The sequence below is a fragment of the Caballeronia novacaledonica genome (assembly GCF_900258035.1).
In the GTDB taxonomy this organism is placed as follows: domain Bacteria; phylum Pseudomonadota; class Gammaproteobacteria; order Burkholderiales; family Burkholderiaceae; genus Caballeronia; species Caballeronia novacaledonica.
Genome location: NZ_OGTP01000013.1, coordinates 34970 through 61205 on the forward strand (window position 1 = coordinate 34970; position 26236 = coordinate 61205).

31 protein-coding genes and 1 tRNA gene are annotated in these 26236 nt (G+C 61.4%); 28 read left to right on the forward strand and 4 right to left on the reverse strand.

Annotation, left to right across the window (positions count from 1 at the left end; all coding sequences use genetic code 11):
* Positions 1–5 precede the first annotated feature (5 nt).
* The 28 genes from NOV72_RS18745 to NOV72_RS18870 all read left to right on the forward strand — a co-directional run bounded on the left by NOV72_RS18745 (position 6) and on the right by NOV72_RS18870 (position 20858).
* On the forward strand, positions 6–1706 hold the full coding sequence (locus tag NOV72_RS18745; RefSeq protein WP_106856086.1) for a terminase large subunit: 1701 nt from the start codon (positions 6–8) through the stop codon (positions 1704–1706).
* Positions 1703–2995 (forward strand): phage portal protein, encoded by a 1293-nt coding sequence (locus NOV72_RS18750; protein ID WP_106856087.1) that lies wholly within the window; start codon positions 1703–1705, stop codon positions 2993–2995. Before NOV72_RS18745 ends, NOV72_RS18750 begins: the two co-directional genes overlap by 4 nt.
* A complete protein-coding gene (locus NOV72_RS18755) occupies positions 2961–3743 on the forward strand; it encodes a head maturation protease, ClpP-related (RefSeq protein WP_106856088.1) in 783 nt (260 codons plus the stop codon). The genes NOV72_RS18750 and NOV72_RS18755 overlap by 35 nt, the downstream gene beginning before the upstream one ends.
* Positions 3744–3808: 65 nt before the next feature.
* Positions 3809–5056, forward strand: coding sequence for a phage major capsid protein (locus tag NOV72_RS18760; RefSeq protein ID WP_106856089.1), 1248 nt, complete (start codon positions 3809–3811; stop codon positions 5054–5056).
* A gap of 66 nt (positions 5057–5122) precedes the next feature.
* Positions 5123–5287 (forward strand): hypothetical protein, encoded by a 165-nt coding sequence (locus NOV72_RS32390; RefSeq protein WP_181291106.1) that lies wholly within the window; start codon positions 5123–5125, stop codon positions 5285–5287.
* Between the two features lie 10 nt (positions 5288–5297).
* Positions 5298–5840: a head-tail connector protein gene (locus NOV72_RS18765; protein ID WP_106856090.1), complete on the forward strand. Its 543-nt coding sequence runs from the start codon at positions 5298–5300 to the stop codon at positions 5838–5840.
* Positions 5840–6184: a phage head closure protein gene (locus tag NOV72_RS18770; protein ID WP_106856091.1), complete on the forward strand. Its 345-nt coding sequence runs from the start codon at positions 5840–5842 to the stop codon at positions 6182–6184. The genes NOV72_RS18765 and NOV72_RS18770 overlap by 1 nt, the downstream gene beginning before the upstream one ends.
* A 77-nt stretch (positions 6185–6261) precedes the next feature.
* Positions 6262–6621 (forward strand): hypothetical protein, encoded by a 360-nt coding sequence (locus NOV72_RS18775; protein WP_106856205.1) that lies wholly within the window; start codon positions 6262–6264, stop codon positions 6619–6621.
* Complete coding sequence (locus NOV72_RS18780; RefSeq protein ID WP_106856092.1) at positions 6618–7238, forward strand: phage tail terminator protein; 621 nt, start codon at positions 6618–6620, stop codon at positions 7236–7238. Before NOV72_RS18775 ends, NOV72_RS18780 begins: the two co-directional genes overlap by 4 nt.
* A 9-nt stretch (positions 7239–7247) precedes the next feature.
* Complete coding sequence (locus NOV72_RS18785) at positions 7248–7430, forward strand: DUF2635 domain-containing protein (protein WP_106856093.1); 183 nt, start codon at positions 7248–7250, stop codon at positions 7428–7430.
* The gene (locus tag NOV72_RS18790; protein WP_106856094.1) at positions 7430–8914 is read left to right on the forward strand and encodes a phage tail sheath subtilisin-like domain-containing protein; all 1485 of its coding nucleotides are present in this window, start codon (positions 7430–7432) and stop codon (positions 8912–8914) included. The genes NOV72_RS18785 and NOV72_RS18790 overlap by 1 nt, the downstream gene beginning before the upstream one ends.
* A gap of 10 nt (positions 8915–8924) precedes the next feature.
* Positions 8925–9284, forward strand: coding sequence for a phage tail tube protein (locus tag NOV72_RS18795; protein ID WP_106856095.1), 360 nt, complete (start codon positions 8925–8927; stop codon positions 9282–9284).
* Positions 9281–9574, forward strand: coding sequence for a phage tail assembly protein (locus NOV72_RS18800; protein ID WP_106856096.1), 294 nt, complete (start codon positions 9281–9283; stop codon positions 9572–9574). The genes NOV72_RS18795 and NOV72_RS18800 overlap by 4 nt, the downstream gene beginning before the upstream one ends.
* Positions 9575–9584: 10 nt before the next feature.
* Entirely contained in the window at positions 9585–9779 is a 195-nt protein-coding gene (locus NOV72_RS18805) for a hypothetical protein (RefSeq protein WP_106856097.1), read from the forward strand.
* Positions 9772–11532: a phage tail tape measure protein gene (locus NOV72_RS18810; protein ID WP_106856098.1), complete on the forward strand. Its 1761-nt coding sequence runs from the start codon at positions 9772–9774 to the stop codon at positions 11530–11532. Before NOV72_RS18805 ends, NOV72_RS18810 begins: the two co-directional genes overlap by 8 nt.
* A gap of 3 nt (positions 11533–11535) precedes the next feature.
* Entirely contained in the window at positions 11536–12783 is a 1248-nt protein-coding gene (locus tag NOV72_RS18815; protein ID WP_106856099.1) for a DNA circularization protein, read from the forward strand.
* The gene (locus NOV72_RS18820) at positions 12780–13943 is read left to right on the forward strand and encodes a phage baseplate assembly protein (protein WP_216858886.1); all 1164 of its coding nucleotides are present in this window, start codon (positions 12780–12782) and stop codon (positions 13941–13943) included. Before NOV72_RS18815 ends, NOV72_RS18820 begins: the two co-directional genes overlap by 4 nt.
* Before the next feature lie 23 nt (positions 13944–13966).
* The gene (locus NOV72_RS18825) at positions 13967–14464 is read left to right on the forward strand and encodes a phage baseplate assembly protein V (protein ID WP_106856100.1); all 498 of its coding nucleotides are present in this window, start codon (positions 13967–13969) and stop codon (positions 14462–14464) included.
* 75 nt (positions 14465–14539) lie between these two features.
* On the forward strand, positions 14540–14959 hold the full coding sequence (locus tag NOV72_RS18830) for a phage GP46 family protein (RefSeq protein WP_181291107.1): 420 nt from the start codon (positions 14540–14542) through the stop codon (positions 14957–14959).
* Positions 14952–16004 carry a baseplate J/gp47 family protein gene (locus tag NOV72_RS18835; RefSeq protein WP_106856102.1) on the forward strand — a complete coding sequence of 351 codons (1053 nt, stop codon included), beginning with the start codon at positions 14952–14954 and terminating at the stop codon, positions 16002–16004. Before NOV72_RS18830 ends, NOV72_RS18835 begins: the two co-directional genes overlap by 8 nt.
* Positions 16001–16585 carry a YmfQ family protein gene (locus NOV72_RS18840; protein WP_216858887.1) on the forward strand — a complete coding sequence of 195 codons (585 nt, stop codon included), beginning with the start codon at positions 16001–16003 and terminating at the stop codon, positions 16583–16585. Before NOV72_RS18835 ends, NOV72_RS18840 begins: the two co-directional genes overlap by 4 nt.
* Before the next feature lie 3 nt (positions 16586–16588).
* The gene (locus NOV72_RS18845) at positions 16589–17551 is read left to right on the forward strand and encodes a hypothetical protein (protein ID WP_245933088.1); all 963 of its coding nucleotides are present in this window, start codon (positions 16589–16591) and stop codon (positions 17549–17551) included.
* Between the two features lie 12 nt (positions 17552–17563).
* On the forward strand, positions 17564–17740 hold the full coding sequence (locus NOV72_RS32395; RefSeq protein WP_181291108.1) for a hypothetical protein: 177 nt from the start codon (positions 17564–17566) through the stop codon (positions 17738–17740).
* 103 nt (positions 17741–17843) lie between these two features.
* Complete coding sequence (locus NOV72_RS18850) at positions 17844–19328, forward strand: hypothetical protein (RefSeq protein WP_106856104.1); 1485 nt, start codon at positions 17844–17846, stop codon at positions 19326–19328.
* Positions 19329–19425: 97 nt separating this feature from the next.
* A complete protein-coding gene (locus tag NOV72_RS18855; protein WP_106856105.1) occupies positions 19426–19770 on the forward strand; it encodes a hypothetical protein in 345 nt (114 codons plus the stop codon).
* A complete protein-coding gene (locus tag NOV72_RS18860) occupies positions 19767–20039 on the forward strand; it encodes a DUF7940 domain-containing protein (protein WP_106856207.1) in 273 nt (90 codons plus the stop codon). Before NOV72_RS18855 ends, NOV72_RS18860 begins: the two co-directional genes overlap by 4 nt.
* Complete coding sequence (locus tag NOV72_RS18865; RefSeq protein ID WP_106856106.1) at positions 20020–20505, forward strand: glycoside hydrolase family 24 protein; 486 nt, start codon at positions 20020–20022, stop codon at positions 20503–20505. Before NOV72_RS18860 ends, NOV72_RS18865 begins: the two co-directional genes overlap by 20 nt.
* Positions 20493–20858: a hypothetical protein gene (locus NOV72_RS18870; protein WP_181291109.1), complete on the forward strand. Its 366-nt coding sequence runs from the start codon at positions 20493–20495 to the stop codon at positions 20856–20858. Before NOV72_RS18865 ends, NOV72_RS18870 begins: the two co-directional genes overlap by 13 nt.
* An 887-nt stretch (positions 20859–21745) precedes the next feature.
* Here the strand turns inward: NOV72_RS18870 and NOV72_RS18880 are convergent.
* The 4 genes from NOV72_RS18880 to NOV72_RS18900 all read right to left on the reverse strand — a co-directional run bounded on the left by NOV72_RS18880 (position 21746) and on the right by NOV72_RS18900 (position 26210).
* Positions 21746–23437 carry an FAD-dependent oxidoreductase gene (locus tag NOV72_RS18880; RefSeq protein WP_106856107.1) on the reverse strand — a complete coding sequence of 564 codons (1692 nt, stop codon included), beginning with the start codon at positions 23435–23437 and terminating at the stop codon, positions 21746–21748.
* A gap of 1163 nt (positions 23438–24600) precedes the next feature.
* Positions 24601–24677: transfer RNA gene (locus NOV72_RS18890), tRNA-Pro, on the reverse strand.
* Positions 24678–24766: 89 nt separating this feature from the next.
* Entirely contained in the window at positions 24767–25177 is a 411-nt protein-coding gene (locus NOV72_RS18895) for a hypothetical protein (RefSeq protein WP_106856109.1), read from the reverse strand.
* Positions 25178–25319: 142 nt separating this feature from the next.
* Positions 25320–26210 (reverse strand): LysR family transcriptional regulator, encoded by an 891-nt coding sequence (locus tag NOV72_RS18900; RefSeq protein WP_106856110.1) that lies wholly within the window; start codon positions 26208–26210, stop codon positions 25320–25322.
* Positions 26211–26236 lie beyond the last annotated feature (26 nt).

A 26236-nucleotide genomic window follows, 5' to 3' on the forward strand; every position in this document is an offset into this window, starting at 1 on the left:
CCAACATGGCAACAACGTACTCGCGCGTGGAGCAGGCGCTCCAGTTCGCGCGCGACGTCGTGCGCGGCAAACGGCCGGCGTGCCGGTACATCCAGCTCGCGTGCCAGCGCCACCTGGACGACCTCGCGGCGAGCCGCAAGAAAAACTACAAGTGGAAGTTTGATCCGGTCGCGGCTGAGAAGAAGCTCGCGCTGATCGAGCTCATGCCACACACGAAGGGCGAGTGGGCGTTCAAGCGCCAACTCGTGACGCTCGAGCCGTGGCAGAAGTTCGGCCTGATGTGCACCTTCGGGTGGGTGAACAATCGCACCAGCAAGCGCCGATTCCGCGAAAGCTATTGGGAAGTGCCCCGCAAGAACGGCAAGTCGGTGATCGCCGCGGGCGTGGGTATCGGCATGTTCGTGCTCGACGACGAGTTCGGCGCCGAGGTGTACAGCGGCGCGACGACCGAGAAGCAGGCGTGGGAAGTGTTTCGTCCCGCGCGGCTGATGGTGAAGCGCTCGCCGCTTCTCATCGAAGCTGCCGGGATCGAGGTGAACGCCTCGAACATGAACAAGCCGGAAGACGGCAGTCGCTTCGAGCCGCTGATCGGCAACCCGGGCGACGGCGCGTCGCCGTCTTGCGCGATCGTCGACGAGTATCACGAGCACGATTCGTCTGCGCTGTACGAGACGATGCTGACCGGCATGGGCGCGCGTCGCCAGCCGCTCATGTTCATCATCACGACGGCGGGCGCGAACATCGAGGGGCCGTGCTACGACAAGCGGCGTCAGGTGATCGAGATGCTTGAGGGCACGGTGCCCGACGACGAGCTCTTCGGCTGGATCTGGACCATCGACGAAGGCGACGATTGGACCGACCCGCGAGTGCTGGCGAAGGCCAATCCGAACATCGGCATTTCGGTCTATCAGGAGTATCTGGAGAGCCAGCAGCAGCGCGCGATCAAGTCGGCGCGCTTCACGAACACGTTCAAGACGAAGCATCTGAACGTCTGGACGTCGGCGAAAGCGGGCTTCTTCAACCTCGAAGACTGGAAGAACTGCGCCGACGAGACGCTGACGCTTGAGCAGTTCGAGGGCCAGTCGTGCACGCTAGCCTTCGACCTTGCGCGCAAGCTCGACATGAACAGCATGGCCCGTCTTTTTTGGCGTGACATCGACGACAAGCGGCATTACTACAGCATCGCACCGCGATTCTGGGTGCCCGAGGACACGGTCAACAACTCCGAGAATCGGCGCATGGCCGAACGGTTTCAGGCGTGGGTCAACAGCGGGCATCTGCGCGCGACGGACGGCGCGGAGATCGACTATCGCGAGATCCTCGAAGAGGCGAAGGATGCGAACAAGCTGAGCCCGGTCGACGAATCGCCGATCGATCCGCACGGTGCGACGAACCTGTCGCACCAACTCGACGACGAGGGGCTAACGCCCGTCACGATCGTGCAGAACTATACGAACATGTCGGACCCGATGAAGGAATTGGAGGCCGCGATCATGTCCGGCCGGTTCCACCACGACGGCAACCCGATCATGACGTGGTGTATCAGCAACGTGGTCGGCAAGCACTTGCCGGGCAATGACGACGTCGTGCGCCCGATCAAGCAGGGCGACGACAACAAGATAGATGGTGCGGTCACGCTGATCATGGCGATTGGCCGCATATTGAACAAGCAACCCGAAGCGGACCCGGAAATCATCGCCTTATGACTCAGCCCTGGTACAACGAGCAGCGCGTGCGCACGCCGGGATCGGTGATCCTGACGTCGTGGCGCGCGGAGCGGGAAGCCGCTCGCGCTCAAGGGCCGGCGAACTCCGTGCCCGTTTCCGGCATCACGCCGGGCACCGAAGCCTATGCGTGGCTGACAGGCCACGTCGGGGCGGGCCGCGCGATCAGCGAGCGCAGCGCGATGAGCGTGTCCGCCGTCTACGCGTGCGTGTCGCTGATCGGCGGCGCGCTGGCGAGCCTGACGCTGGAGACATATCAGACGGAAGGCGACAGCCGTAAGAAATATCGGCCGCCGCTCTGGTGGCTGCTCAATGAGCAGATGCATCCGACGTGGTCGGCGCCGGTCGGCTGGGAGTTCGGCGCGCAGTCGCTGCTGCTCGAAGGCGATCTGTTCATGCGCATTCACCGCGTGTCGCCTTATTCGCCGGACGTGAAGTGGCTGGAGCCGATGCATCCGTTATGCGTGGACGTGATTCGCGCGTCCCCGGAGCGTCGCGCGTACCTGTTCTCGACGCCTGAAGGCGTGATCGCGCTCGACCAGGACGACGTGATCCACGTCCCGGGGCCGGGCTTCAACGGCTTGCGCGGGCTCTCGCAGATTCGTCACGTGCTACGGCAGCCGGCATCGATCGCGCTCGCCGGCGGCGAGCAGGCAGAGACGATGATCGATCAGGGCTTGCGCCCCGATCTCGTGCTGAAGTCTGGCGACAAGCTGAACAGCGAGCAGATCGATAAGCTGCGCGGCCAGTGGGCGGAGCGCTACTCCGGCGCGAAGAACACGACGGCTCCCGTTGTCCTGCCGAACGGCATGGACGTCAAGGAGATCAGCATCTCTCCGCAAGACGCGCAGCTTCTGGACAACCGGAAATTCAGCATTGAAGACATCGCGCGCATCTTCGGCGTGCCGCCGTTCATGATCGGCCAGACCGACAAGACGACGAGCTGGGGCAGCGGTGTCGAGCAGATGGGTATCGGCTTCGTGAAGTACACGTTGCAGCGCCATCTGGTCAAGATTGAGCAGGAATTCAATCGGAAGCTGTTCAAGACGGCCAGAAACTTCGTCGAGTTCAACGCGGCGACGCTCGAGCGCGGCGACTTCAAGACGCGCAACGATGGCTATCGAGTTGGTCTCGGTCGCGCCGGTGAACCGGGCTGGCTGACGGTCAATGAGGTTCGCCGCATGGAAAACCTGCCGCCTGTAGATGGCGGCGACACGCTAAACACCGGGGCAACGAATGCGCCAGAACCGAATCCTCCAGCTGCTGAATGAGAACCGACAGGCGCCGCGGCGCTTCGGCATCGAGGCCAGCACCGAGGGCGACGAAGTCACCATGTATCTGTACGACGTGATCGTTTCGGACGATTACTGGGGCGGCGTCTCGGCGACTTCCTTCGTGAAGGAACTGGCCGGAATCACTGCGGGCAAGATCCATCTGCGCATCAACTCGCCCGGCGGCGACGTCTTCGGCGCGCGCGCGATGGAAGCGGCGATCCGCGGTCACTCGGCGCGCGTGGTTGCGCACATCGACGGGCTCGCGGCGAGCGCGGCGAGCTTCCTCGCGATGGCGGCCGATGAGATCGAGATCGCGGAAGGCGGGTTCTTCATGATCCACAAGGCGTGGACGATCGGCGTGGGCAATGCCGACGACATGCGCGGCCAGGCGGATCTGCTCGACAAGATCGACGGATCGCTGGCGAACACCTACGCGAAGCGCACCGGCAAAGACGCCGAGGAAATCGCCGCGTGGATGGCCGCCGAGACGTGGTTCAACTCGGAAGAGGCGATTGCGAATGGCTTCGCCGATCGCGTCGCACAACCGGCAGAGAAGGCGCAAGCGTCGGCGTGGAATCTCGGCGCATACGCAAACGCCCCGACGCCCGATGCGCCGCGCGCGAACGTCGAGCCGCCCGTAACGCCGCCGGTCGTGAACGAGCCCGAAGCGCCCGCCGAACCGCCCCGCGTGGCGCCCGATTTCGCTGCAATGAAGCGTCGATTGGACCTTCAAAACCGAATCTGACGCGCTCCCGCGTTCGATACAAGCCGCCCGTGAGGCGGCTTTTTTCATTCTCAACAGGAGAGGATATGAGCATCCAGCAACTGCGGGAGCGCCGTGACGCACTCGCGAAGAACATCGCCAATCTGATGGAAAACCACCAGGGCGACAAGTGGGGCGCGGAACAAGACAAGGCGTATGCCGATGGCATGGCCGAAATCGACCGCGTCAACGCGGAGATCAAGCGGAACGAAGACTACCTGCAGAAGATCGCGGCGAACGCGCTCAACGGCAATACCGACGGCCTGGTGAATCAGTTCACCCGCACGCCGGGCGCGCACGGCGACGAGTCGCGCGCGCTGCGCGCATACCTGACCGGCGGCATGAGCGCGCTGGCACAGGACGACCTCGCACGCCTGCAAGCTCGTCAGGCGATCGGCGACATCCGCAACGCGATGTCCACGACGACGCCGGGCGAAGGTGGCTACACGGTGGCGACCGAGTACTTCCGCCAGCTCACGCAGGCGATGAAGGCATTCGGCGGCATCCGCTCGGTGGCGACCACGTTGCAGACCGGCACGGGCGCGCAGATGAACTTCCCGACGGCTGACGCCACGGCAGAGCAGGGCGAAATCGTCGGCCAGAACACGGCTGTTACGGCGCTCGACACGACGTTCGGCAACAAGACGCTCGACGTGTACAAGTACTCGTCGAAGAAGATCGCGCTGCCGTTCGAGCTGATCCAAGACAGCATGTTCGATCTGGAAGGCTACATTCAGGCGCTGCTCGCGCTGCGCATCGGCCGCATCACGGCTGCGCACTTCACGACCGGCAGCGGCACGGGTCAGCCGACCGGCATCGTCACCGCGGCGACTGTCGGCAAGACGGGCACCACCGGCCAGACGGCCACGGTCATCTATGACGACCTGATCGACCTCGAGCACAGCGTCGACCCGATCTATCGCGCGGCTGCTGGCTACCTGATGGCGGATTCGTCGCTCAAGGTGATCCGCAAGATCAAGGACACGCAAGGTCGCCCGATCTTCGTGCCGGGCTATGAGCAAGGCAACCCCGGCGGCGCGCCGGACCGTCTGCTCGGTCGCCCGATCACGATCGCGCAGGAAATGCCCGCGATGGCCGCGAACGCGAAGTCGATCGCGTTCGGCGATTTCAGCAAGTACATCGTGCGCGAGGTGATGGACCTGACGATGTTCCGCATGACCGACTCGGCGTTCACGCTGAACGGCCAGGTGGGCTTCGTGGCGTTCAACCGCCAAGGCGGCAACCTGATCGACGTCGGCGGCGCGGTCAAGCTGTATCAGAACTCGGCGACCTAAGCCGGGTTGAGCGAGCGGAGCGGCTCACGCGGGCCGCTCTCCTTCAAATGAACTGAGGATCGCATCATGGCAGAAGCCAAAACCACGAAGGCGCGCGTGCTGGTCGCAAGCGAGCACGGCGAGCCGAACGACGTTGTCGAGCTCGACGCTGGCACGCTCAAGGCCGCCAAGGCTGCTGGTGTCGTCGACGACGATGCCGATGCAGTGAAGTACGCCGAATCGCTCAAGTAAGGAGCCCGCTGTGCAACTGTTCGTCACCGTTCCGCCGTCCACCGAGGCAATCAGTCTCGAAGAGGCGAAGCTGCATCTGCGCGTCGACGGCGCCGACGATGACGACGAGATCTCCGGCTTCATCGTCGCGGCGCGCGAGACTGCAGAGAAGGAACTTCAGCGCCCGCTGTTGCTGCAAACCTGCGAATCGCGCGGCGATACCTTTCCTTGCGGGAAGCTGCGCCTCTGGAAGGACGTCACGGAGGTGACGAGCGTCGCCTATCAGGACGACACTGGAGCGCTCGCGACACTGGCGGCGGATCAGTACCGGCTCATGTCCGGCGCATTCCTGATGCCGGTGAGCACGTGGCCCCGCGGCACGGATGTCGTTGTGACGTTCAAGTGCGGCGCGTTTGATGTGAGCAACATGCCGAAGTCGATCATCGTGTGGATGAAGATCCAGATCGGCGGGCTCTATGAGAATCGCGAGGCTTCGACGACAAACCAACGCTTTCAAACGCCGGGCCGCTTCATCGAAGGGCTGATCGAGCGATACGCATCGCCGGAGTTGTGATGACGACCGACATCAACGAGTTCGACAAGCGCGTCACGGTGCGTCGCTGGACGGACGTGCCCGATTCCGGATTCGGTATCGAGCAGACGTTCGATGAAGGCCTGCGCATCTGGGCGAAGGTCGAGCCCGTTTCGAGCGGCATCTTCTTCGGCTCGAAGCAGCTCGAGCAATCCGTGACGCATCGATTCACCGTGCGTAGGTCGAGCCAGATTACCGAGGCATCTGTGACGGCAGAGCACGTCGTCGAATACGCCGGCGACCGGTATCGCGTGAAGCGAACGATCGCCCTCGAAGGGCGCCGCGATCGCGTCGCGATCGATGCGGAATTGCTGGGTGCGATATGAGCGACGGCGTCGAAGTCCACGTCGGGTGGACAGGACATTCGCGAATCGACTTCGACAAGAAGAAGATCCGCAAGGTGATGCGCGCGCGCGGGCGCGACATCCAGAAAGAAGCACGACGGCTCGTTGCGTGGCGCGCGCTGTCTCGGCCAGGCGAGTATCCCGGGCGCGACAGCGGCACGCTCTGGCGCAGCATCAAATCAAAGGTGAGCCGCTCGGGCTTCCTCGTGCGAATCGCGCCGCAGAAGACGCCTGAGATGGGCAAGGATTTCTATCCCGCTTTCCTCTGGTACGGCGTGCGCCGACAGGGCGGTGAGCAGGGCAGCGGGTGGCGCATTGAGCCGCGCGAGAACTACATGACCGTGGCGCTCGACAAGCGCCGCGAGGTTTCGGAAAACGCAATCAAGGCGGCGCTGAAAGACGCGCTGATTCCGCGATGAATCTCGAAGCAGTGATCGAACATCTCCGTGCGCGCGCGCCGATCTTCGCGCAGCGCGTCGCGGGCGCGGCGCAGTTCAAGATTCTGCCGGAGGCCGCGAACTTGCCGGTGCCGGCGGCGTACGTTGTGCCGCTCGACGAGAACCCGGATCAGCAGCAGAGCAGCAATAGTTATCGGCAGACGGTCGAGGACTCGTTCGCTGTGATCGTCGTGCTGAGCAACACCGCGGACGAACGCGGGCAGGGCGCGATCACGAGCGTGCACGACATCCGGAAAGTGCTTTTCCAGACGCTCGTCGGCTGGGAGCCGGGCGAGGATTACGACCAGATCGAGTATGACGGCGGCGCGCTGCTGCAGATGGATCGCGCGCGGCTCTACTACCAGTTCGAATTCAAGGCCGATTACGACATCTCGTATGAGGACACGTGGAAGTGGGTGCGCGACAACGAGTTGCCGACGCTCAACGGTCTGAACGTGAAGGTCGACGCGATTGACCCGGCTGACCCGAACCATCCGAAACAGGATTTTCCAGACGACCCGAACGCCTACGAAGGCGGTTCACCCGGGCCGGATGGCCGCGCCGAGGCCGGCGCAAAAATCGACCTCCCGCAAACATAGGAGCAACCCATGCGTATCAAACCGGTATCCGGTCGGCAAGTGCCCGACCCGGAGAAGGGGGGCTATTTGCCCGAAAAAGGCCGAGAGGTCGAGCCGAACGTCTACTGGCTGCGCCGCATTGAAGATGGCGACGTGACCGAAGTCGCCGCCGATGATGGCGAATCGCAACCCGTGAAGAAAGGGACCAAATAATGACCGTGCCATTTCAAACCGTTTCGGCCAACAATCGAGTCCCGCTCTTCTATGCGGAAGTCGACAACAGCCAGGCTGGATACTTCTCGCAGGCCGTTCGCACGCTGCTGATCGGCCAGAAGCTGGCCGCCGGCACTGGCGCCTCGAACGTGCCGCAGCTCGTGTCGCGCAGCGACCAGGCGAAGACCCTGTTCGGCGTCGGCTCGATGCTCGCGCGCATGCACGCGAAGTATCGCGAGGGAGATTCGTCCGGTGAAGTGTGGTGTCTCGCCGTGGATGATCCGGGCGCAGGCGTCGCCGCGACCGGCTCGTTCGCCATCACGGGCACCGCGACGGCCGCGGGCACGCTGAGCGCATACATCGGCGCTGACCGCGTGCAGATCGCTGTTGCAGCGTCCGACACCGCAGCGACGAGCGCCACCGCGCTGGCCGCGGCGATCAACGCGAATACCGATCTGCCTGTGACGGCATCGGCATCGACGGGCACTGTAACCGTGACCGCGCGGCACAAGGGCGCGCTCGGCAACGACCTGCTCCTTCAGATGAACATGAAGGGTGCGGCGGGCGGCGAATCGACGCCGGCTGGCTTGTCGGTCGCTGTGACGGCGATGAACGGCGGCACGGCGGCGCCGTCGCTGACGAGCGCGATTGCAGCGATGGGCGATGACGAGTACGACTTCATCATCCATCCGTATGCGGACACGACGAACCTCGACCTGTTCCGCACTGTGATGAACGACACGACGGGCCGCTGGGCGTGGAACCGTCAGATCTACGGGCACGTGTACAGCGCGCTGCGCGGCACGTTTTCGGCGTTGCAGGCTGCGGGCGTCCTCCGCAATGACCAACACGGGACGATCGCGGGCATGCCGACGCTCCTGCCGAATCCCGTCTGGGAATATGCAGCGGCATACGGCGCTCGCAACGCGGTGTTCATCGCCGCCGATCCGGCGCGACCGACGCAGACCGGCGAACTGACCGGCATCACGGCGGCGCCGGCGAGCAATCGCTTCATCCAGACGGAGCGTCAGACGCTGCTTTCGTCGGGTATTGCGACCAGCTACACGGTGAGCGGCGTCGTGCGCATCGAGCGCGCGATCACGACGTACCAGAAGAATCTCTGGGGGCAGGCCGATCCGTCGTATCTCGACAGCGAAACGATGCACCAGCTTGCGGCGATCATCCGCCGCCTGCGTAGCGTGATCACGACGAAGTACCCGCGTCACAAGCTGGCCGACGACGGCACGCACTTCGGTGCGGGCGCGGCGATCGTCACGCCGAGCGTGATCCGCGGCGAACTCGCATCGGTGTATGCGCAGATGGAGGACGAAGGCCTCGTCGAGAACGCGAAGGCTTTCGCCGAAAACCTGATCGTCGAGCGCAACGCCGACGACCCGAACCGGCTCGACGTGCTGTTCCCGCCGGATCTCGTCAATCAGCTGCGCGTGTTCGCTGTGCTCGCACAGTTCCGCCTGCAATATTAAGGAGTAGCACATGGGTAAGCGCGTAGCAGGGATGTGCTTCGTGAAGGTCGACGGCGAGCAGTTGGAGGTGAAAGGCAGCCTCGAATGCACCGTCGGCGAGGTCGTGCGCGAGACGGTGTCGAGCACGAAAGGCCCGGTCGGCTACAAGGAAACGACCCGCGTCCCTTCGACGAAGTTGACGGCGATCTTCATGCCAGATTTCCCGATTGACACACTGATCAACGGCACCGATATGACGATCACGTCGGAGTTCGGCAACGGCAAGGTGCACACGCTTTCGGGCGCGTATCTCGTCGGCGAACCGACGGCAAAGGGCGAGGACGGCGAAATCGACCTCGAATTCGAAGGCACGAAGGGAATCTGGCAATGATCGTCACACTCAGCAAGCCGATCTCGGCGCACGGCGAGGAAACGCAGGAGCTCGACTTGCGCGACCCGACCGCGAAAGACGTGATGGAGCTCGGCTATCCCTACCTCGTCGTGCAGAGCGACGACGGGCAGGGTGTCGAGCTCCGGCCGAAGGTCGTCGCGCGCTACGTCGTGCGCCTCGCGAAAATCCCGATGTCGTCGGTCGAGCAGCTGGCGATCGCGGATCTCTCCACGCTGCAGGCGCACGTGATGGGCTTCTTCGGTCAGGACGCGGCCACCGTCGGCGCGTAAGCGAGGGGTCGTGGAAGAAGACGAACTGGCTGCCGAGGAACTGGCTGCGCGCCAGACCGAGGCGTTCGAGCAACGCGTCTTCGACCTGGCGTATTTCTGGAAGATCAGCCCCGCCGAGGTGATGGCGCTCTCGCTCACCGACTTCAATCGATACGAGCGAAACGCGCTGCGCATCGCTGAACAACAGACACCGGACGATGGCTGATTCCTTCCAACTAAAAGCGATCCTGACCGCGGTCGATAAGATCTCGCCGACGCTTCAGAAGGTGCGCACCGGCATCAATGCCACGCACAAGACGTTTCGCGATCTCGGCGGCGCGAGCCGCGGATTGCTCGGCAGTGTCGGATTGCCCGCGGCGATCAGCTTCGGCGCGGTCGGGTTCGCCGCGCTCCATGCGGCGCAGGGCGCGCTCGAATATGCAGGTGCGCTGCAGGACGCATCAGACAAGACAGGCGTCGCGATCGGCCCGCTGCAATCTCTGCAGACCGTGTTCGAGGCGAGCGGCGTGTCGAGTGAGGACTTTATCGAGTCCGTCACGAAGCTCAACAAGGGGCTCGCTGAGGCGGGCGCGGGCAAGGACGATAGCCTGCTTCACCTGCTCACGAAACTGCGCATTCCGCTGCGCGACGCGAAGGGGCAGATTCGGAGCGTCGAGTCGGTGCTGCCGCAGTTGGCCGATGCCTTCGAAAAGAACGAGAACCCCGCCGTGCGCACGCGCATCGCGATGGAACTCTTCGGGAAGGCTGGCGCGAAGATGATCGCCACGCTGAAGGGCGGCGGCAAGGCGCTGATCGACGCGCAGAACGACGCCAAGCGGCTCGGCGCGGTGCTGTCAGACGAAGCGACGGGCAAGCTCGACGACCTCGGCGACAGCTTCGGGCTGATCTCGCGGCAGATCAAGGTGCAGATCGCCGCCGCGTTTGCGGTTGCTGCGCCGTCTGTGATGGCTGCGGTCAAGGCGGTGTCCGAGTGGATCGGCGCGAACAAGGAGTTGCTGCAGCAGAAGGTAGGCGGCTACATTGCGCGCGTCGCGAAGGCGTTTCAAGGCTGGGTCGAGTCGGGCGGGTTCGAAGCGCTCGGAACGGGAATCATCCGCGTGCTGGACGGAATCGATGCGTTCGTCTCGGCGGTCGGCGGCTTGCGTAACGTTCTGTACGGACTCGGCGCAATCATCCTGATCGGGCCTGTTTCGTCGGCTGTTCAGCTCGCGGCGGTGTTCCTTCGGATCGGCACCTACATCTTTCCGTTCTTCGCGAAAGGCGTGCTGATCGCCGCGCGCGCCGTCTTCCTGCTGGGGCGCGCGTTCCTCATGAACCCTATCGGCATCGCGGTCGCAGCGATTGCGGGCGCGGCATATCTGATCTACAGCAACTGGGAGACGGTCGGCCCGTTCTTCGCGAAGCTGTGGGAGGGCGTGAAGGCGATCTTCACAGCCGGTTTCGAGTTTGTGAAGGCGTACTTCCTGAACTTCACACCGCTCGGTCTGATCATCAGCAACTGGGAGCCGATCGTGACGTACTTCTCCGGTCTTTGGGACCGGGTGAAGGTCTTCGTCGATCCGATCCTCGGCGCTGCCCGGTCTGTTGCGGGCGCGATCGGCGATTTCTTTTCAGGCGGTCGAAGCTCGGCTCCAATCGCCACTGGAGCCGTCGATCAATCGCCGCAGAAATCGCCGGTTCAAGCTAGCGCGCGGGTGCTTCAGCAAACGGCGCCGCCCGCTGTGTCGCCGGTGCCTTCAGCTTCGGGCGTGCCGCCGCAGCGGCTCGTCACGCCGCAGTCGCGCGGACCGCTCGCCGGAGCGCTTGCCGGGCAACCGGCACAGACGAAGCTGAACGGCGAACTCGTCGTGCGCTTCCAAGACGCACCACCGGGCACGCGCGTCGATCCGGGTACGAGCAATCAGCCGGGTCTGTCGATCAACCCTGACGTGGGATACCGCAGTCAACTGGCGTTCTGATAAATGGCCTGGAAAGACAAACTTCAGCCGGCGACGTTCCGGGGTGTGCCGTTCGAGGTCGAATCCGACGACGGCAGCTTCGGACGGCGCACGCAGGTGCACGAGTATCCACAGCGTGACATGCCTTACGCTGAAGATCTCGGACGTGCCACGCGGGAGATCAACGTCACGGCATTCCTGATCGGTGACGATTACCTCGACGCACGCGACAAGCTGCTCGAGGCGCTGGAGACGGCAGGACCGGGAACGCTCGTGCATCCGTGGTACGGCGAGCTCAAGGTATCACTGAAGGATCCGGCGCGCGTCTCGCATAGCATCGCGAACGGCGGCATGTGCACGGTGCAGCTTTCGTTCGTCGAAGCGGGCGAACTGGCCTTCCCGAGCGCGGGTAACTCGCTCGGTGCGAAGTCGCTCGAAGCGGCCGACAGGCTGCAGGACGCCGGCTCGTTCGACTACGTCGAGAAGTTCGACGTGAACAGCAAGCCGTCTGCTGTTTTCGACGACGCAGTGAAGACGTTCAATGACGGATGTGACCTGATCGACAACGCGACGTCGAATATCAAATCGATCCTCGACCATCCGATGCAGTTCCTGAAGGACAACGCGCGCACGCTCATCCCTGACGCATTCGCGATGGCCGACACCGTGTTTGGCCTGTTCAAGCGCGGAGAGTCGGTCGTCGATAGCATCACGTCGATGTTCGGTGGCGGCGGGGCCAGCGCGCGCAATAGCGACACAGTCGCCGCGCTGACAAGCCTGAGCCGAACGTTCAGCGATCGCGCTGCGACGGCGCAAGCGGTTGCGAATAGTGCGTCAACGGCGACATCGACGGTCAGCCCGAGCCGCGCGCAGGCTGCGACGAATGCTGCGGCGCTCAATCATCTGTTCAGTCAGTCGATGCTCGTGCAGGCGGTCGGCATGACGACGACGATGGACCTGCCGATCTACGACGACGCGGTGAAGATTCGCAATGACGTGACGGCGGCGCTCGACAACGAGAGTCTGGCCGTCTCAGACCCCGTGTATGTCGTGCTTCAGGACGCGCGCGCGGCGGTGTATGCCGACGTGACGGGGCGGCTCTCGCAGAGCGCGCGGCTGAAAACAATTACGCCGCGCGCAATCATGCCTGCGATCGTGACAGCTTACGACCAATTCGAAGACGTCGCGCGCGAGGGCGAGATCGTTGACCTCAACAAGATTCGCCGGCCGGGCTTCGTTCCGGCTGAACCGATCAAGGTGCTTTCGGTATGACCGAGGACAAGAACGCCGTACGCTTGCTGGTGAACGGCAAGGAGTACGGCGGCTGGAAGTCGGTCGAGATCACGGCCGGCATCGAGCGGCAGGTGCGCGAATTTGAACTGAGCGTCACGGATCGCTGGCCGGGCCAGGCGGACATCCCGCGGCGCATTCGTCCGGGCGATGAGTGCGAGGTAATCATCGGAAAGGATCGCGTCCTGACTGGATACGTCGACGCTACACCGATCCGATACGACGCACAGACGCTCACTGTCGGCGTGAAGGGGCGCAGCAAGACGGCGGATCTGGTCGATTGCTCGGCTGTGAACAAGCCGGGAAGCTGGGCGGGCGCGAAGGTCGAACGCATCGCGGCCGATCTTGCGGGCGTGTACGGCATCAAGGTCGTCACGCAGATGGACACTGGCGCGGCGCTGGCGCATGCGATCGACCAGGGCGAAAGCGTATTCGAGTCGATCGACCGCATGCTGAAGCTGCGGCAGTTGCTCGCTACCGACGACGCGCTCGGTCAGCTCGTCTTCATCGACGTCGGCACCGCAGGCACGGCGAAGACCGCGCTGAAGCTCGGCGAGAACATCCTGTCGGCCGATGCGCCGCTCGATTACAAGGACGTCTATACCGAATACATCTGCAAGGGGCAGCGCTCCGGAACGGATGACGACTTCGGCGAGACGGTAGCGAGCGAGTTCGCGGACATCACGGACACGAGCGTGCTTAAGCGTCACCGCGTGCTGGTCAAGAAGTCGAGTGGCCAGTGTGACGGCGGCACCGCGGCGCAGCGCGTTAAGTATGAGCAGGCGCACCGCAAGGCCAAGGCGCTGGAGACGACGTACACGGTCGCGGGATGGCGGCAGGAGGATGGCTCGCTGTGGCTGCACAACCAACTTGTGCGTGTGGTCGATCCGGTGATCGGCTTCGACGATGAATTCGTCATCGCCGAGGTGACGTATTCGCTGGGCGATCAGGGCATGCTCTGCCGCCTGCAGGTTGGGCCGAAGGATGGCTACGTCAACAGCCCCGCCAAGAAGGACGGCAAGAAGAAGGGTGCCGGTGATGGCGGCGACTGGAAGGATGTGGTTCCCGCCGACAGCAAGGCACCCAAGGTCAACAATGCAGCCGTGAAGTCTAAGAGCGGCTGGTCAGACGTGAAACGCTAATGGATGCTCGAGCCTTTGCGAAGATGGCAGGCCCGATCGTGCGACGCGTGCAGAACATGATCGCGCGCGGCACGGTCGCGCTCGCCAATGCGTCGACGAAGATGCAGTCGCTACAGGTCAACCTTCTAGCTGACGAAACCGCCGACAACGTCGAGCACTTCGAGCCGTACGGATTCACGAGCCGGCCGCACGCAGGCGCTGAGGTCGTCGCCGTCTTTCCGGACGGAGATCGATCGCACGCTATCGCTGTGGTGGTCGCGGATCGGCGCTACAGGCTGACCGGACTCGCTGACGGCGACGTCGCGGTGCACGACGACAAAGGTCAGTCGATCGTGCTGGGCGCGGACGGTATCACGATCACTGGCAACGTGAAAGTGATCGGCACCTTGTTCGCAACCGAAGGCGTCACCAGCGGTGCCAACGGCGCGACGATCACCGGAGACGTCCATATCACCGGCGACGCGTTCATTGGTGGCAAATCCTTCTTGAATCACACTAACGGCGGCGCGCACTTGGATTGACGCCGCGACGATTGAGAGTCGGCCGCCTATGGGCGGCTTTTTTTTGAGGCGCTCATGCCTAGTTACGCGCAGGATGTGCCGCTCACTATCGACGGCGTCGAATCTTCGTTGCTCGCTGAGACGAATCCGCTCGTGCGCGCCGTGATCATGTCGCTCTTCACCTGGCGTCGCGCCGAGCCAGACGACCCGATCGAAGACACGAAGTGGGGCTGGTGGGGCGACAACGTCTCGGATGTTGAAAACGATCAGATCGGATCGCGACTTTGGCTTCTCGCGCGCGAGAAGCTGGCGCAGAGCACCTTGAACCGCGCCGAGCAATACGCGAGGGAAGCGCTTGCGCACCTGATCGATGACGGCGTCGCGACGCGCGTCACGGTGGCCGCCGAGCGCATCGGAAACGACGGGCTGGGTTTGACCGTCACGGTTTATCGAGTGGACGCCGCAGCGACAACGCTGCGATTCTCTAACGTCTGGAGTCTGATCAACAATGTTTAACCGCCCGGCGCTCACTGATATTGTCGCGCGCACGCGCGGCGACCTGCTCACGCGTTTGAGCCAGGACGAACTGCTGCGCCGCTCTGATTCCGAAGTGTTGTCGCGCGTGTTGGCCGGCGCGTCGCACGAGATCCACGGCTATCTAGACTGGATCGCGCGGCAGGTCATCTATGACACCGCCGATAAAGAGATTCTGATCCGCTGGGCGTCAATCTGGGGCGTCACGCAGAAGCCCGCTGCCGCGGCGAGCGGCAACGTGCTCGTGACTGGCACGGTGGGCACGCTCATTCCAATCGACACGCTGATGAAGCGCGCGGACGGCGAAGAGTTCACGGTCACGACAGACACTACGCTCGGCGCTAGTGCGACTGCTGTCCCGGTCGCAGCCGTTGAGGCCGGCGCGGCGGGCAACACCGTGGCAGCGACCGCGCTCACGCTGCTGAATCCGATTGCGGGCGTGCAGTCGGTTGTCACGGTCGATTCTGGCGCGCTCACAAACGGCTCAGACATCGAGTCCGTCACCAGTCTTCGCAGCCGATTCCTCGCGCGCATCCAGCAGCCGCCCGCCGGCGGCTCGTCGGCAGACTACGAGCGATGGGCGCTTGAGGTGCCCGGCGTTACGCGCGCGTGGGTGTATCCGAAGGAAATGGGCGCGGGCACGGTGACGGTGCGATTCGTGCGGGACAATGACGCGTCCATCATCCCGGATTCGATGGAAGTTCAGGCGGTGCAGAATTACATCGACGATTCGAGCCGACGGCCTGTCACTGCTGATGTATATGTCGTCGCGCCGGTTGCCGTGCCGCTCAATTTCACGATTCAACTTACGCCCGCAACAGCGACGGTGAAAGCAGCCGTGGAAGCCGAATTGCGCGACCTGCTGCTGCGCGAGGCCGCGCCCGGCGTGACTCGGCTCATCAGCCACATCCGCGAAGCGATCAGCACGGCGGCGGGTGAGATGGACAGTGTGCTCGTCTTTCCGACGACAAATCAGGTGTACACGACTGGTCAGATGCCGGTATTCGGGAGCATCACATGGGCTTGACGGCGGCCGACTATCTCGAACTGTGCCAGAACCTGACACCGTATGGCCCGGCGTGGCCGCGCGAGCCTGAAGCGTTCGTTACTCGGCTGCTCGATGGATGGGCGCAAGAGTTCGCGCGGATTGAGGCCCGCATCGACGCACTGATTGAGGAAGCAGACCCGCGCACGACGATCGAGTTGCTTGCGGACTGGGAGCGGAACTACGGCCTGCCCGACGAGTGTTATCCGGAGGCGGCAACGATCGCCGAGCGCCGCGGACGTCTGCTTCAGAAGATCGCGTTCGAAGGCGGGCAGTCGAAGCAGTTCTTCATCGACTTTGTCGCTGCGCTCGGCTATCCGGGCGCCACGATCACCGAATATAAGCCCTTCAAGGCGAACAGCAAGTGCAACGCGGCGCTGAATCAGGGCGGCTGGCGCTACGCGTGGCTGATTTCTGTTCCGGCGTCGTCGACAGCAGTGAGGTTCAAGGCGAACAGCCGCGCAAACGAGCCGCTCACGCGTTTCGGTGATCCCGGCCTCGCTTGCATTCTTGCGAAGTACAGGCCGGCTCACACCATTCTCTACATCGGATACGGAGCGTAACGAATGCGCCGAATTTCTACCGCAACAAAGGTCGTCGATAAGTTCGGCGTGGGAAAGCCGGGGTTTACGAACGGCAACGCAGTCAGTGGCATTGCCGCAACTGACCTTGAAGATGTCTGGTTCGATCATGTTCAGGAAGAGATCGCCAACGTCGTCGAGGCATCGGGCCAAACACTCGACCCGAACGATCGAACGCAGTTGCTTGCCGCGATCCAGTCCATGTTCTCGCCGGTCGTTGGTACGGTGCGAAATCTCAGCATGAGCGTGTCGGCCGCTTCCGCATCAGCCACGATGAGCGCCGACGAGATCATCGTCGCAACCGCTCTGAACGGTCGGACGTATCGTCTTGCGAGCTTCAGTAAGACGATCAACCTTGCGACGACCGGCGCAGGCGGCATGGATACGGGCACTGCTCCTGTGAGCGGCTTCGTCGCGCTGTATGCGATCTTCAACCCAACGACCGGTGCATCTGCTCTGCTGGCGAAGAATGCGACGAGCGCGGTGCAGCCGAATGTATACGGCGGCGCGAACATGCCGGCCAGTTATACGGCGTCCGCGCTGGTAAGCGTCTGGCCGACGAACGCAAGTGGTCAGTTTGTCGGCGCGGGTCAGGTCGAGCGCGAGGTAAGCATTGCAACGAGCAATGTGCTGACCACTTCGACGGTTCAGGCGTCGTTGACTTCGTTCTCGGCTGGGGGGGTCTTGCCGTTGAACGCGAGGACTTGTCGCGGAGACTTCACTATTGGCTCGTCGACGGCTTCTGCTGGAGCGAATGCCGTGTTATCCGGATCGCCCAGTGAGATCGGTCGTGTTGCAATCGGCGCGACAAGCGCTACAGCCGGCGCAACGACAGTCGTCTCATACTCGCATATCGCGATTCAAACGCCGCAGACGCTCTACTATCGGGCCGCGGTTTCAGGTGGAACGCTTAATTTTCTAATCAACGTCACTGCTTATACGTTCTAAGGGAGGTAGGCCATGGAGAACTTCGTAGCATTCTCGGCTTCTGACAAGGCTGTGATCGTCGCATCTTTCAGCTGCGGGCAAGATGCGGAAGTCTGGAAGTATCAAGGCCAGGTCGATGCTAACGATGCACGGTGGCTTACCTACAAGGCCGGATTTCCAGAAGGAACGTTCAGTGAGGAGCAGGTCTGAGCTGATCTCGTCTGATGAGCAAGGGAAATGAGGTGCGGTAAGATGCCGAGCTTGCCGCTCAGGCAGGCAAACAACGCATCGTGCAGCGACCTCTCCATACACAATGAATAGCAATCAACCCGAAAGCAATATCCGGCCGGCGACAGTTCTGGGCCTTTTCCTTGCCCTGCTCGGGTTGGGTTACTTTGCGTATCTCTGCGCGTCGATCTGGCCTTATACGATGGATGACTCGTTCATCTCCTTCAGATACGCACGCAATCTCGTACAGGGCCATGGCCTGCGATTCAACCCCACTGATTCAGCGCCAGCGGAAGGGTTTACAAGCGCTCTCTGGCTTATCGCAATGGTTCCTGCGTTCTTGTTGCGCATACCTGCGGACATCTACGCCAAAGAGATCAATCTGTGTTTTGCGATTGGCACAGCTGTTCTGATCGCGTTGAGCATTCGGGAAGGCCGAGAAAACGAGCGATGGTCACCATTGGTCGGTTTGCTTTCGCTCGGCGGCGCTGCGGCGTATCTGTGTTTTTTTCCAGTTGCCATTATCACAGTTTCGGGCATGGAGACGGCTCTTTCGTCCTTCCTGGCTTGTGCCGGGGTGTTTCAAGTTTTGCGATTCAATCGGCCGCGCGGCGCCGGAAGCTACCTGCTTTTTGCCGTGACATTGTTGCTGATGGGGCTTGCACGTCCTGATCTAAATCTGGTCGCGCTCATCCTCCTAGCCACCGCTGTTCGAACGAGCCCGGAGGTATCTGAGCGTCGCCAGTTGCTGCGGGCGGGTGCATTGTATGTTTGCGCGGGGGCGCTGTACTTCGGTTGGCGTTGGTCGTATTTTTCGAGTTTCCTGCCTTTGCCGTTCTATATCAAAGGTACCGGTGCAGGATTGCAGGGCTTGGGTAGTGTCCTAAGCTTTCTGACGGAACCGCTAATCGCCGCGCTTTTGCTACTGTCGCTGGGAGCCCGCCGCAGAATGCTGGGATTTTTGATTGCGGCGATTGCCTACATTGTTTTCTTCACGAAGCCGGTTCATCTGATGGGCGAAGGGCACCGGTTTCTGATGCCAATCGTTCCGCTCCTTATCGTGACCGGGTTCAGTACGATTGATCGGGTTGTACATGCCGCGTCTAAACGGATCGTCGTCGTTATAGCGACAATCCTTCTCGTCATGGCGAGCGCGGCGTCGCTTGACCGCACCGAGCGTGATTTTCTGAACATCTATGCAGACGGCCTGAAGTCTTCCTATGGGGCGATGGGGCTTAAGCTCGGATCTGTGAAAACCACCGGCACAGTTGCAGTTAGCTCTGTCGGTCTGATTTCATATCTGTCCAACTGGACCGTTGTGGACATGTTTGGCCTATGCAATGCGGAGATAGCGAAACATCCAGATCGCCGCATTCCGGTGATATTTGCATCCAAGCCCGATTTCATCATGCTCGCGTCCTCGTCGAGGAATGAATATCGTCCGCTTGTGTCACAACATCGAAGCGAATTCAATCAAGCCATCTATGAAAAGGCGGTTTCGGAGCGGTATCGGCTGACGCAGGTGCTTGAGTTTATTCCCGGCTTTTACTTGTTCGTCTTGGAGAAATAGCGTCGTCGGTGTCATTGCACCGTCGAAGAAGTGAAGTGCAAGCCGCCCTTTGGGCGGCTTTTTTTATTTGCCCAATCGCGGCGCACAAGGAGACCGCATGTCGGTAACACAGCACCCTTCAGACACTCGGCGAAGCTGGTTCGACGGGACGATCAACATCCCGACCGTCCTGTCGGTGCTATTCGCAGCTGTGTCCGCGACAGGTTTTTGTATTGGGCTCTACAACAACGTTTCTCAGCGCGTTTTGCTCCTCGAGGAGCGCGATCGACAACAGGAAGTTCACTTCCAAACCATCGAACGCGATCAGGCCGCGCTGCGCAGCGACGTGAAGGACCAACTCAAGGCCATCGGCTCGGACATCAAAGACACGAATTCGAAGCTGGATCAGTTGCTTTACAACCGCGCTGGCGTGCGACCGGAAACCAGAGGGTGGACGCGATGAACCTGAAACTGACGCTGGCCGACAATTGGCGGCAACTCCACAAGCGCGGCACGGTGATCGCGGGCGCCGCGTTCACAGCGGTCGTCGGCGCCGGGCCGCTCATCGCGCAGGCATGGGTCGGCATGCCCGCCGAACTCAAGGCAGCGATTCCGCAAAACGTGCAGCAGTGGATCGGATACACAGCCTTCGGGCTTGGCTTCCTTGCGCTGCGTTACACGTCGGTACGCCGCAAAGAGAAGGAGGGCGGCGATGGCGCGGATCAAACCTGACGACGCTGGTGGGCAGAACATCTGTGCGTTTCTCGACATGCTCTCTATCTCGGAGGGGACGTCGATCGATCCCGACAGCGACGACGGTTACAACGTGATCGTCGGCGGCGCGCTTTTCGTTGGGTATGCGGATCATCCGCGGCGCCTGGTGCAATTGCCTCGCCTTGGCATCGCGTCGACTGCGGCCGGGCGTTACCAGCTGCTCTCGCGCTACTTCGACGCGTACAAGAAGCAGCTCGGCCTGCATGACTTCTCGCCGCTCTCGCAGGACAAGATCGCAATCCAGCAGATCCGCGAGCGGCGCGCAATTGACGACATCAAGGCAGGGCGCATCGAGAGCGCGATCGCGAAGTGCTCGAACATCTGGGCGAGCCTTCCCGGCAATAGCTACGGCCAGTTCCAGCACAAGATCGAGACGCTGCGCGCGGGCTACATCCTTCACGGAGGCACGGTATGTGGACCCTGATTCTTCAGTTCGGCCCGTGGGTGATCGCCGCTGCCGCCGCGCTCTTCGGCTTCACGCGCCATCAACAGGCGAAGACGGCAACAGCGGAGGCGCAACAGAAGGTTGCCGAGGCAACTACCGCGGTCGAGCAAGCCAAGACGCAGGCCGCCGAGGTACGCGACGGGGAAGCGCAAGCCAATGCCGCCGCCGCGCGCGCCGGTGCCGATGCATCGAAGGAGAGAACCCATGTGGAAAACGACGTTGCTGCTCTGCCTTCTGGCGCTGCCGCTGACGAGCTGCGAAACGAGTGGAGTCGCCCAGGTGAAGACGCCGGTCGCGGAGCCGTTGGTGCAGGTCAAGACCAAGTTCGTTGATACGGGCTGCGACTGGACGAAGCCGATCTACGTGAGCTCGACTGACGTGCTCAGCGACGAGACGGCAAGAGCGGTCCTCGCGCACAACCGCGCCGGTGCCGCTCAGTGCGGTTGGAAACCTACCGGCAAGTGAAGGGGCTCGCACTCGTTCTCATCGCCGACGGCTGACTTCCTTCTGGCTTCGATTAGCTACGGGGTAGCGAGCCAATAGGCGATTCCTGCCACAACAGGAATGGCAAGACAGACCCAGTCGAATGCGGTCAATTTTCTTGGACCGTTGCTCGGTTTGGTCTCTCGATTCTTTACGCTCATTTTCTTGTCTATGATTTTTAAGCGACCACTGATTATATGGCGTAAGAAAGACGAAAGCAAACCTTAAGAATCAAGCACGATGAGCGGGACCGATTTGGATCAACCGCGAAGGACGTTTTCGACTTCAACTGGCGTTGATCTGCCTGGCTAGGAGAGACCGAGTCGATCGCTCAAAACAACTGTAACGTCCGACGTTGGGTTCAGGCTCAATTCATTGAGCTTCGCGGGCGAGATCGTCTCGGCATCGCTGTCGGGAGGACTCGCGGGCACGTCATACACCGTCGCGTGCACGCGGCGGCGATAAAAGCGCGGTGCGCGGCGTTTCCTTGAGGTAGGGTTCGCATAAAGCTCTGCCGGTGGAGTTCGCGCGCGGCGCTGCGGTGAGCGGTCGAAAAAACCCGTCTGGTGACGGGGACGGGCTTTGGGGTGCTCGAACAGGCTCTGTACCTCTTATGCCTCTTTGCTGAGCCTAGAACCGTTGCTTGTCGCGCACGAGTCGATTATTCGCCTCTATCTACAGACGGTGTTGAAACCCATTGAATCTAAAGTGCTTGATGTTGGACTTAAGGAGATATTTATCTGACCACGAGTGTCTCGGCGGGCGCCTCACGCGGGCTTAAGACCGCCCCCTGACCGATTAGCACGCTCGAAAGCTGTTTGTAGTCAACGTCCTGGACACTCACGTGAGTGTCGATTGAGATCGAGGCCGCCGCGCCGGCTGCCTGCCCAGTGATCATGAAGGTCGGCTCGACGCGGAGCGACGAAAAACCGATATGGGACGCCGAGAGCGATACCGGCACAAGCAGATTGTGAACTTGATCAGAGGTCGGGACAATGGCGCGATATGAGATCGGGTATGGCCGAGTTAGCGGCTTCCATAGAATTCCTTCGGTAGCGATCTGTCCGTCATGGGCGAACCGGTGGACGATGTGTTGGTCCATCGGAAAGCCACCGAAACCGATGGGATCTGGCACAGAGGTTTCACCGAAAAGATCATGTTGCGTAATGACATATTTCCCGATCATGCGCCGGCCTTCCCGGACGTAGAGTAAAGGAGGAATGCCATTGGTGTCCGTGAATTCGTCTTTGCACAGTCCCCACGAACCAATTTCCTTGCGCACGTTCACTGGAATGCGCTCATCCGTCGAGAGGAAATGTATTACGGCCATTGTGTATCGCTTCCGTTCGGATTCGATTGCACGCCGACCGGCGGCATCTTTATTCAGATATTCTGAACTCCCCTCAATCTGGTCCGTGGAAAAGATGCCCACGTTGTTTACGTCGAACTTATTGTTTGGAATAGCGACGTTGCCAATGAAGTCAAACGTCGTCTTCAATTCAGGATGCCCAGCCGCAATGCGACCCAACGCCTCGAACTCATGCGGATCGTAGTTATCGGGCTTGACGATTGGCAATTGATTCGCCGGATCCGCTGTCACGCAGAGCCGGTACCCATATGCCTGCAACGACATGTCTTCGGCGCCCATAGGCGTAAGCGGATTTTCGATGATATGTGGAAGCAAGCCGCTCTCTGGATCGCCAGGGACTCTATAGGGATCGACACGCGCACCCTCCTTGATGCTGGCGGGCATGAAGCCGGCCAACGATTCGTTGTATTTGAGCCGAGATTCGCGTCCCAGCACGTACCGAGTGCCGGAAAGCACCATAAGGTCGCCGTCGTAGCTAGCGTCGACAAAAACCTTCGCCAAGTGCTTCTTGCCAAGTATGGTCACGACGCTGATGATCGCCTTATCACGGGTGTCGACTTCTCTCAGTGCGGATCCGAATTCGACACGAACGTTCTGTTGGGCTTCGAGCATCGCCCTGAAGATCTCCTCCGCGACATGGGGCTCGTGCCGGGTGCCGCCGAGCGTCCAGACCTGGCCGTAATGGTCCTCCACTGCGTGGGTGAAACGGGCTGCGAATCCCCCCATGGACCACAGGAGGTCGGGAGAATAGGCGTCGCTTACGCTGACGCCGCTTGTGACCATTCCTCCGAGATGATTGCCAGGCTCGAGAATCAGTACTTTTTTCCCCAGCTTGCCGGCGGACAGCGCCGCAGAGATCCCCGCAGGCGTCGCGCCATACACGATGATGTCGGGACTGCCTTGACGCAACGGGATTTGAACGACTGCGTATCCCCCGATCACAAAGAGTATAGACAAAATGAAAATCGAAGCGGATCGCGTATATGTGCGGAAAGTCTGAACGAACGCCCCGGAACGGATTGGTTCGGGGATATTTATAGAGCTTTTATTTTTGTTCATCTCGGTGGGCGAAGCGGCGCTCGATGCGGCACCTATTACTAAAAGTTACAAAATGTAACGAAACGTAGCAGCTTATCACGGGGAACTTAGAAAATGTGGCCACCTCATCGTCGAGATGCGACGCGCAGCACATCCCTGGGATGTACAGGGCGATCAAGCGCATCGAACCAATGATTGCGCGAGTTGTGTTCGCGAAGTCGACGTGCCAGAGGAAAGTGAGGCTGCGCCTGTTTACGAGACCCGCAGTTCTCGAGGCGGAATGATCACTGGCTGAATGCGATGCTCGTTCCGAGCGGGTCACTTCGCTCCATGCGAGTGCCAACGCCGGGATCAATATCGATAGTCGTCTCGTCGCGCCGGATGTGCGTGGGGTCGCGGCCGGTCTGCCTTTCGCGTGGATCTCCGGCGGCACAGCTTACGCGGCGTATATCGTCGCCTGCATCACGACATCGGCGGGCGCACTGAGACGCGCCGCATTCAGATCGTCGAGCAACCACGCTAAAACAAAGCAGGCTCACGCGACAGCAACAAGAAGAGAAAAGCCCGGCGGGTGGCCGGGCAAGGGCTACAGATGAACGAGCGCCATGCAAGCGCCCAGCACGAGTATTGTCGTTCTTGTCAGCAACTTCAAGAACGTTTCCGAAGCACTGTGTTTCGCATCCGTTCTAATCGTGCCGCGGTGATGGATGAAGGGTTTGCTCCATCGTCGCATGGGAGCCCGGCGCCGGCTGCTTAGGCGCGTCGACTATCGTGCCAACGCGTCTGATTTCTGCGAGCACGAGCGCCTCCGCTTTTCTGAAGGGGGAATGCCGGTCGCGAAGGTTGTCCAAGCCGAGTCCGCGCAGCCTCCGATCATGCTCGTCCATCAGCGCAGCGATCTGAACTAGGCGCAGACGAAGATGCTGCACCTCGCGAATGAGCCTGCGCACGCTTGCGAGTTGAGAAGGCCTCTCTATCCAAAGAGCACGGAGCTCGGTCAAAGACGGCGGATCGGGGGCAAGAGGTTTCATGATGCTCGTGCTGTATGGATGTACAGTTATAGCATCGATGAGCTGCGAGTGTATTAGGCGCGCCTAATTTCCCGCCTAAAAGTCACTGTATTTACGTACAGTCCGCGCGCAAGAAAAAACCCGCGACAGCCAATGCTGACGCGGGTTCTGTTCTGGTCGGGGCGAGAGGATTTGAACCTCCGACCACCTGCACCCCATGCAGGTACGCTACCAGGCTGCGCTACGCCCCGAAAGAGCGAAAGTATATCAGAGCGAAACGAATAGTAGAACCACCCCGAACAATTTCGCTGTTGCACTCACCAAATTCACTCGCTGTGTGTCAAAGCGTCAGCTCCGACTGCGTGTAGGGCGAGGTTTGAATCTGCACCGAATCGTCGCGGCCCGTCTCGCTCCGGCCGAGCCCATGCTTCCGCGCGAAGCGCTGACGCTGACGAAATCTCAATGCCAGCAGCAGCGATATCGCGCATGGAATGAGATAAGTGACGATCCGCTCGCTCCACGCGATTCTCGATCCGAAGTCGTCGTACTTGGTGCGCTCATAGAAACTGGCGGAAGCGAAGACCATCGTCAGCGTGAAATCCAGGAGCATCGCCAAGAGGCACAGCGCCAGGAAGAGCAGCGCGCCATTCCATTTCAGCGCGCCGAGACTCGCGTTCACGGTGCGGCAGATAAAGAGCACCAGGCCAAGCAAGGTCAGACTGAAGGCCAGGGGAAGCCAGGGAAAATCCATTTTGCGCGTACCTCGCGTGCGGGTAACAGGAACGATCCCGGCGGCGCCAATGTAAATTCCTGTTACGTCTCGAGCGCCCAAATCGGGAAGCGGGCGCGATCTTCACACGCGAGACTCATCGCTAGAATAAGAGTATTCCTAATTACATTGGCCGATCGGCCAAGGCCTCCGACAGAAAGTCGATGAAGGTCCGCACCTTCGTCGTCATGTATTTTCGACTCGTGTAGACCGCGTAGACGGACGGCGCGAACGCCGTGTAGCTCGGCAGCACGCGCACGAGGGCGCCCGCCGCCAGCTCGGGCTCGACGATCCACGCCGGTAAATACGCGAGCCCGAGGCCGGCGCGCACGAGTTGCAGCGCCATCGAGGTATCGTTGGTCTTGAGCACGGCCTGATTCTTCACGATGAACGCGCCGTCCGGTCCCGTCAGCGTCACGGAGTCGATATTCGTGTACGTCGGCAGCACGAACCGATGACGCGCGACATCGTCCGGATGACGCAGCTTGCCGTGCCGTTCGAGATAGGCACGCGAGCCGGCGAGCACGAAGGGCATCTTGCACAAAGGCCGCACGATCAGCGAAGGCGACGGCTCGGACGTCGCGCGAATCGCCATGTCGTAGCCTTCCTCGACGAGATCGACGAAGCGGTTCTCGAGCCGCAGATCGACGAGCACGCCCGGATAACGCGCCTGATACGCGACCAGCAGATCCGCGAACGTGCGATTGGCGAACCAGCCGGGCGCCGTGACCTTGAGCACGCCTTGCGGCTGCGCCGTCTGCGCGCCGACCGCCGCTTGCGCCGCCTGCAGGATGTCGAGCGCCTCGCTGCACTGTTCGTAGTAGACGCTGCCGGCTTCCGTGAGACTCAGATGGCGCGTCGTACGGTTCAGCAGCCGCACGCCCAACTGCCGCTCCAGATTGGCAATGTGCTTGCTCGTCATGGCGGTCGAGATGTCGAGCCGTTCGGCAGCTTTCACGAAGCTGCCCGCTTCGACGACTTCACGGAATACGCGCAGACTGGTCAGAGCGTCCATCGAACATTTCCTGTCCGGAAATAAAA

Excerpts from the sequence above, each read along its gene's own strand:
- NOV72_RS18850 (WP_106856104.1), top strand. The coding sequence starts at position 17,844 with ATGAATAGCAATCAACCCGAAAGCAATATCCGGCCGGCGACAGTTCTG.
- NOV72_RS18815 (WP_106856099.1), top strand. The coding sequence starts at position 11,536 with ATGGCCTGGAAAGACAAACTTCAGCCGGCGACGTTCCGGGGTGTGCCG.
- NOV72_RS18790 (WP_106856094.1), top strand. The coding sequence starts at position 7,430 with ATGACCGTGCCATTTCAAACCGTTTCGGCCAACAATCGAGTCCCGCTC.
- NOV72_RS18825 (WP_106856100.1), top strand. The coding sequence starts at position 13,967 with ATGGCAGGCCCGATCGTGCGACGCGTGCAGAACATGATCGCGCGCGGC.
- NOV72_RS18775 (WP_106856205.1), top strand. The coding sequence starts at position 6,262 with ATGCGCGCGCGCGGGCGCGACATCCAGAAAGAAGCACGACGGCTCGTT.
- NOV72_RS32395 (WP_181291108.1), top strand. The coding sequence starts at position 17,564 with ATGGAGAACTTCGTAGCATTCTCGGCTTCTGACAAGGCTGTGATCGTC.
- NOV72_RS18810 (WP_106856098.1), top strand. The coding sequence starts at position 9,772 with ATGGCTGATTCCTTCCAACTAAAAGCGATCCTGACCGCGGTCGATAAG.
- NOV72_RS18845 (WP_245933088.1), top strand. The coding sequence starts at position 16,589 with ATGCGCCGAATTTCTACCGCAACAAAGGTCGTCGATAAGTTCGGCGTG.
- NOV72_RS18880 (WP_106856107.1), bottom strand. The coding sequence starts at position 23,437 with ATGAACAAAAATAAAAGCTCTATAAATATCCCCGAACCAATCCGTTCC.
- NOV72_RS18785 (WP_106856093.1), top strand. The coding sequence starts at position 7,248 with ATGCGTATCAAACCGGTATCCGGTCGGCAAGTGCCCGACCCGGAGAAG.
- NOV72_RS18900 (WP_106856110.1), bottom strand. The coding sequence starts at position 26,210 with ATGGACGCTCTGACCAGTCTGCGCGTATTCCGTGAAGTCGTCGAAGCG.
- NOV72_RS18780 (WP_106856092.1), top strand. The coding sequence starts at position 6,618 with ATGAATCTCGAAGCAGTGATCGAACATCTCCGTGCGCGCGCGCCGATC.
- NOV72_RS18770 (WP_106856091.1), top strand. The coding sequence starts at position 5,840 with ATGACGACCGACATCAACGAGTTCGACAAGCGCGTCACGGTGCGTCGC.
- NOV72_RS18795 (WP_106856095.1), top strand. The coding sequence starts at position 8,925 with ATGGGTAAGCGCGTAGCAGGGATGTGCTTCGTGAAGGTCGACGGCGAG.
- NOV72_RS18835 (WP_106856102.1), top strand. The coding sequence starts at position 14,952 with ATGTTTAACCGCCCGGCGCTCACTGATATTGTCGCGCGCACGCGCGGC.
- NOV72_RS18860 (WP_106856207.1), top strand. The coding sequence starts at position 19,767 with ATGAACCTGAAACTGACGCTGGCCGACAATTGGCGGCAACTCCACAAG.
- NOV72_RS18760 (WP_106856089.1), top strand. The coding sequence starts at position 3,809 with ATGAGCATCCAGCAACTGCGGGAGCGCCGTGACGCACTCGCGAAGAAC.
- NOV72_RS18865 (WP_106856106.1), top strand. The coding sequence starts at position 20,020 with ATGGCGCGGATCAAACCTGACGACGCTGGTGGGCAGAACATCTGTGCG.
- NOV72_RS18855 (WP_106856105.1), top strand. The coding sequence starts at position 19,426 with ATGTCGGTAACACAGCACCCTTCAGACACTCGGCGAAGCTGGTTCGAC.
- NOV72_RS18870 (WP_181291109.1), top strand. The coding sequence starts at position 20,493 with ATGTGGACCCTGATTCTTCAGTTCGGCCCGTGGGTGATCGCCGCTGCC.
- NOV72_RS18750 (WP_106856087.1), top strand. The coding sequence starts at position 1,703 with ATGACTCAGCCCTGGTACAACGAGCAGCGCGTGCGCACGCCGGGATCG.
- NOV72_RS18755 (WP_106856088.1), top strand. The coding sequence starts at position 2,961 with ATGCGCCAGAACCGAATCCTCCAGCTGCTGAATGAGAACCGACAGGCG.
- NOV72_RS18800 (WP_106856096.1), top strand. The coding sequence starts at position 9,281 with ATGATCGTCACACTCAGCAAGCCGATCTCGGCGCACGGCGAGGAAACG.
- NOV72_RS32390 (WP_181291106.1), top strand. The coding sequence starts at position 5,123 with ATGGCAGAAGCCAAAACCACGAAGGCGCGCGTGCTGGTCGCAAGCGAG.
- NOV72_RS18745 (WP_106856086.1), top strand. The coding sequence starts at position 6 with ATGGCAACAACGTACTCGCGCGTGGAGCAGGCGCTCCAGTTCGCGCGC.
- NOV72_RS18895 (WP_106856109.1), bottom strand. The coding sequence starts at position 25,177 with ATGGATTTTCCCTGGCTTCCCCTGGCCTTCAGTCTGACCTTGCTTGGC.
- NOV72_RS18820 (WP_216858886.1), top strand. The coding sequence starts at position 12,780 with ATGACCGAGGACAAGAACGCCGTACGCTTGCTGGTGAACGGCAAGGAG.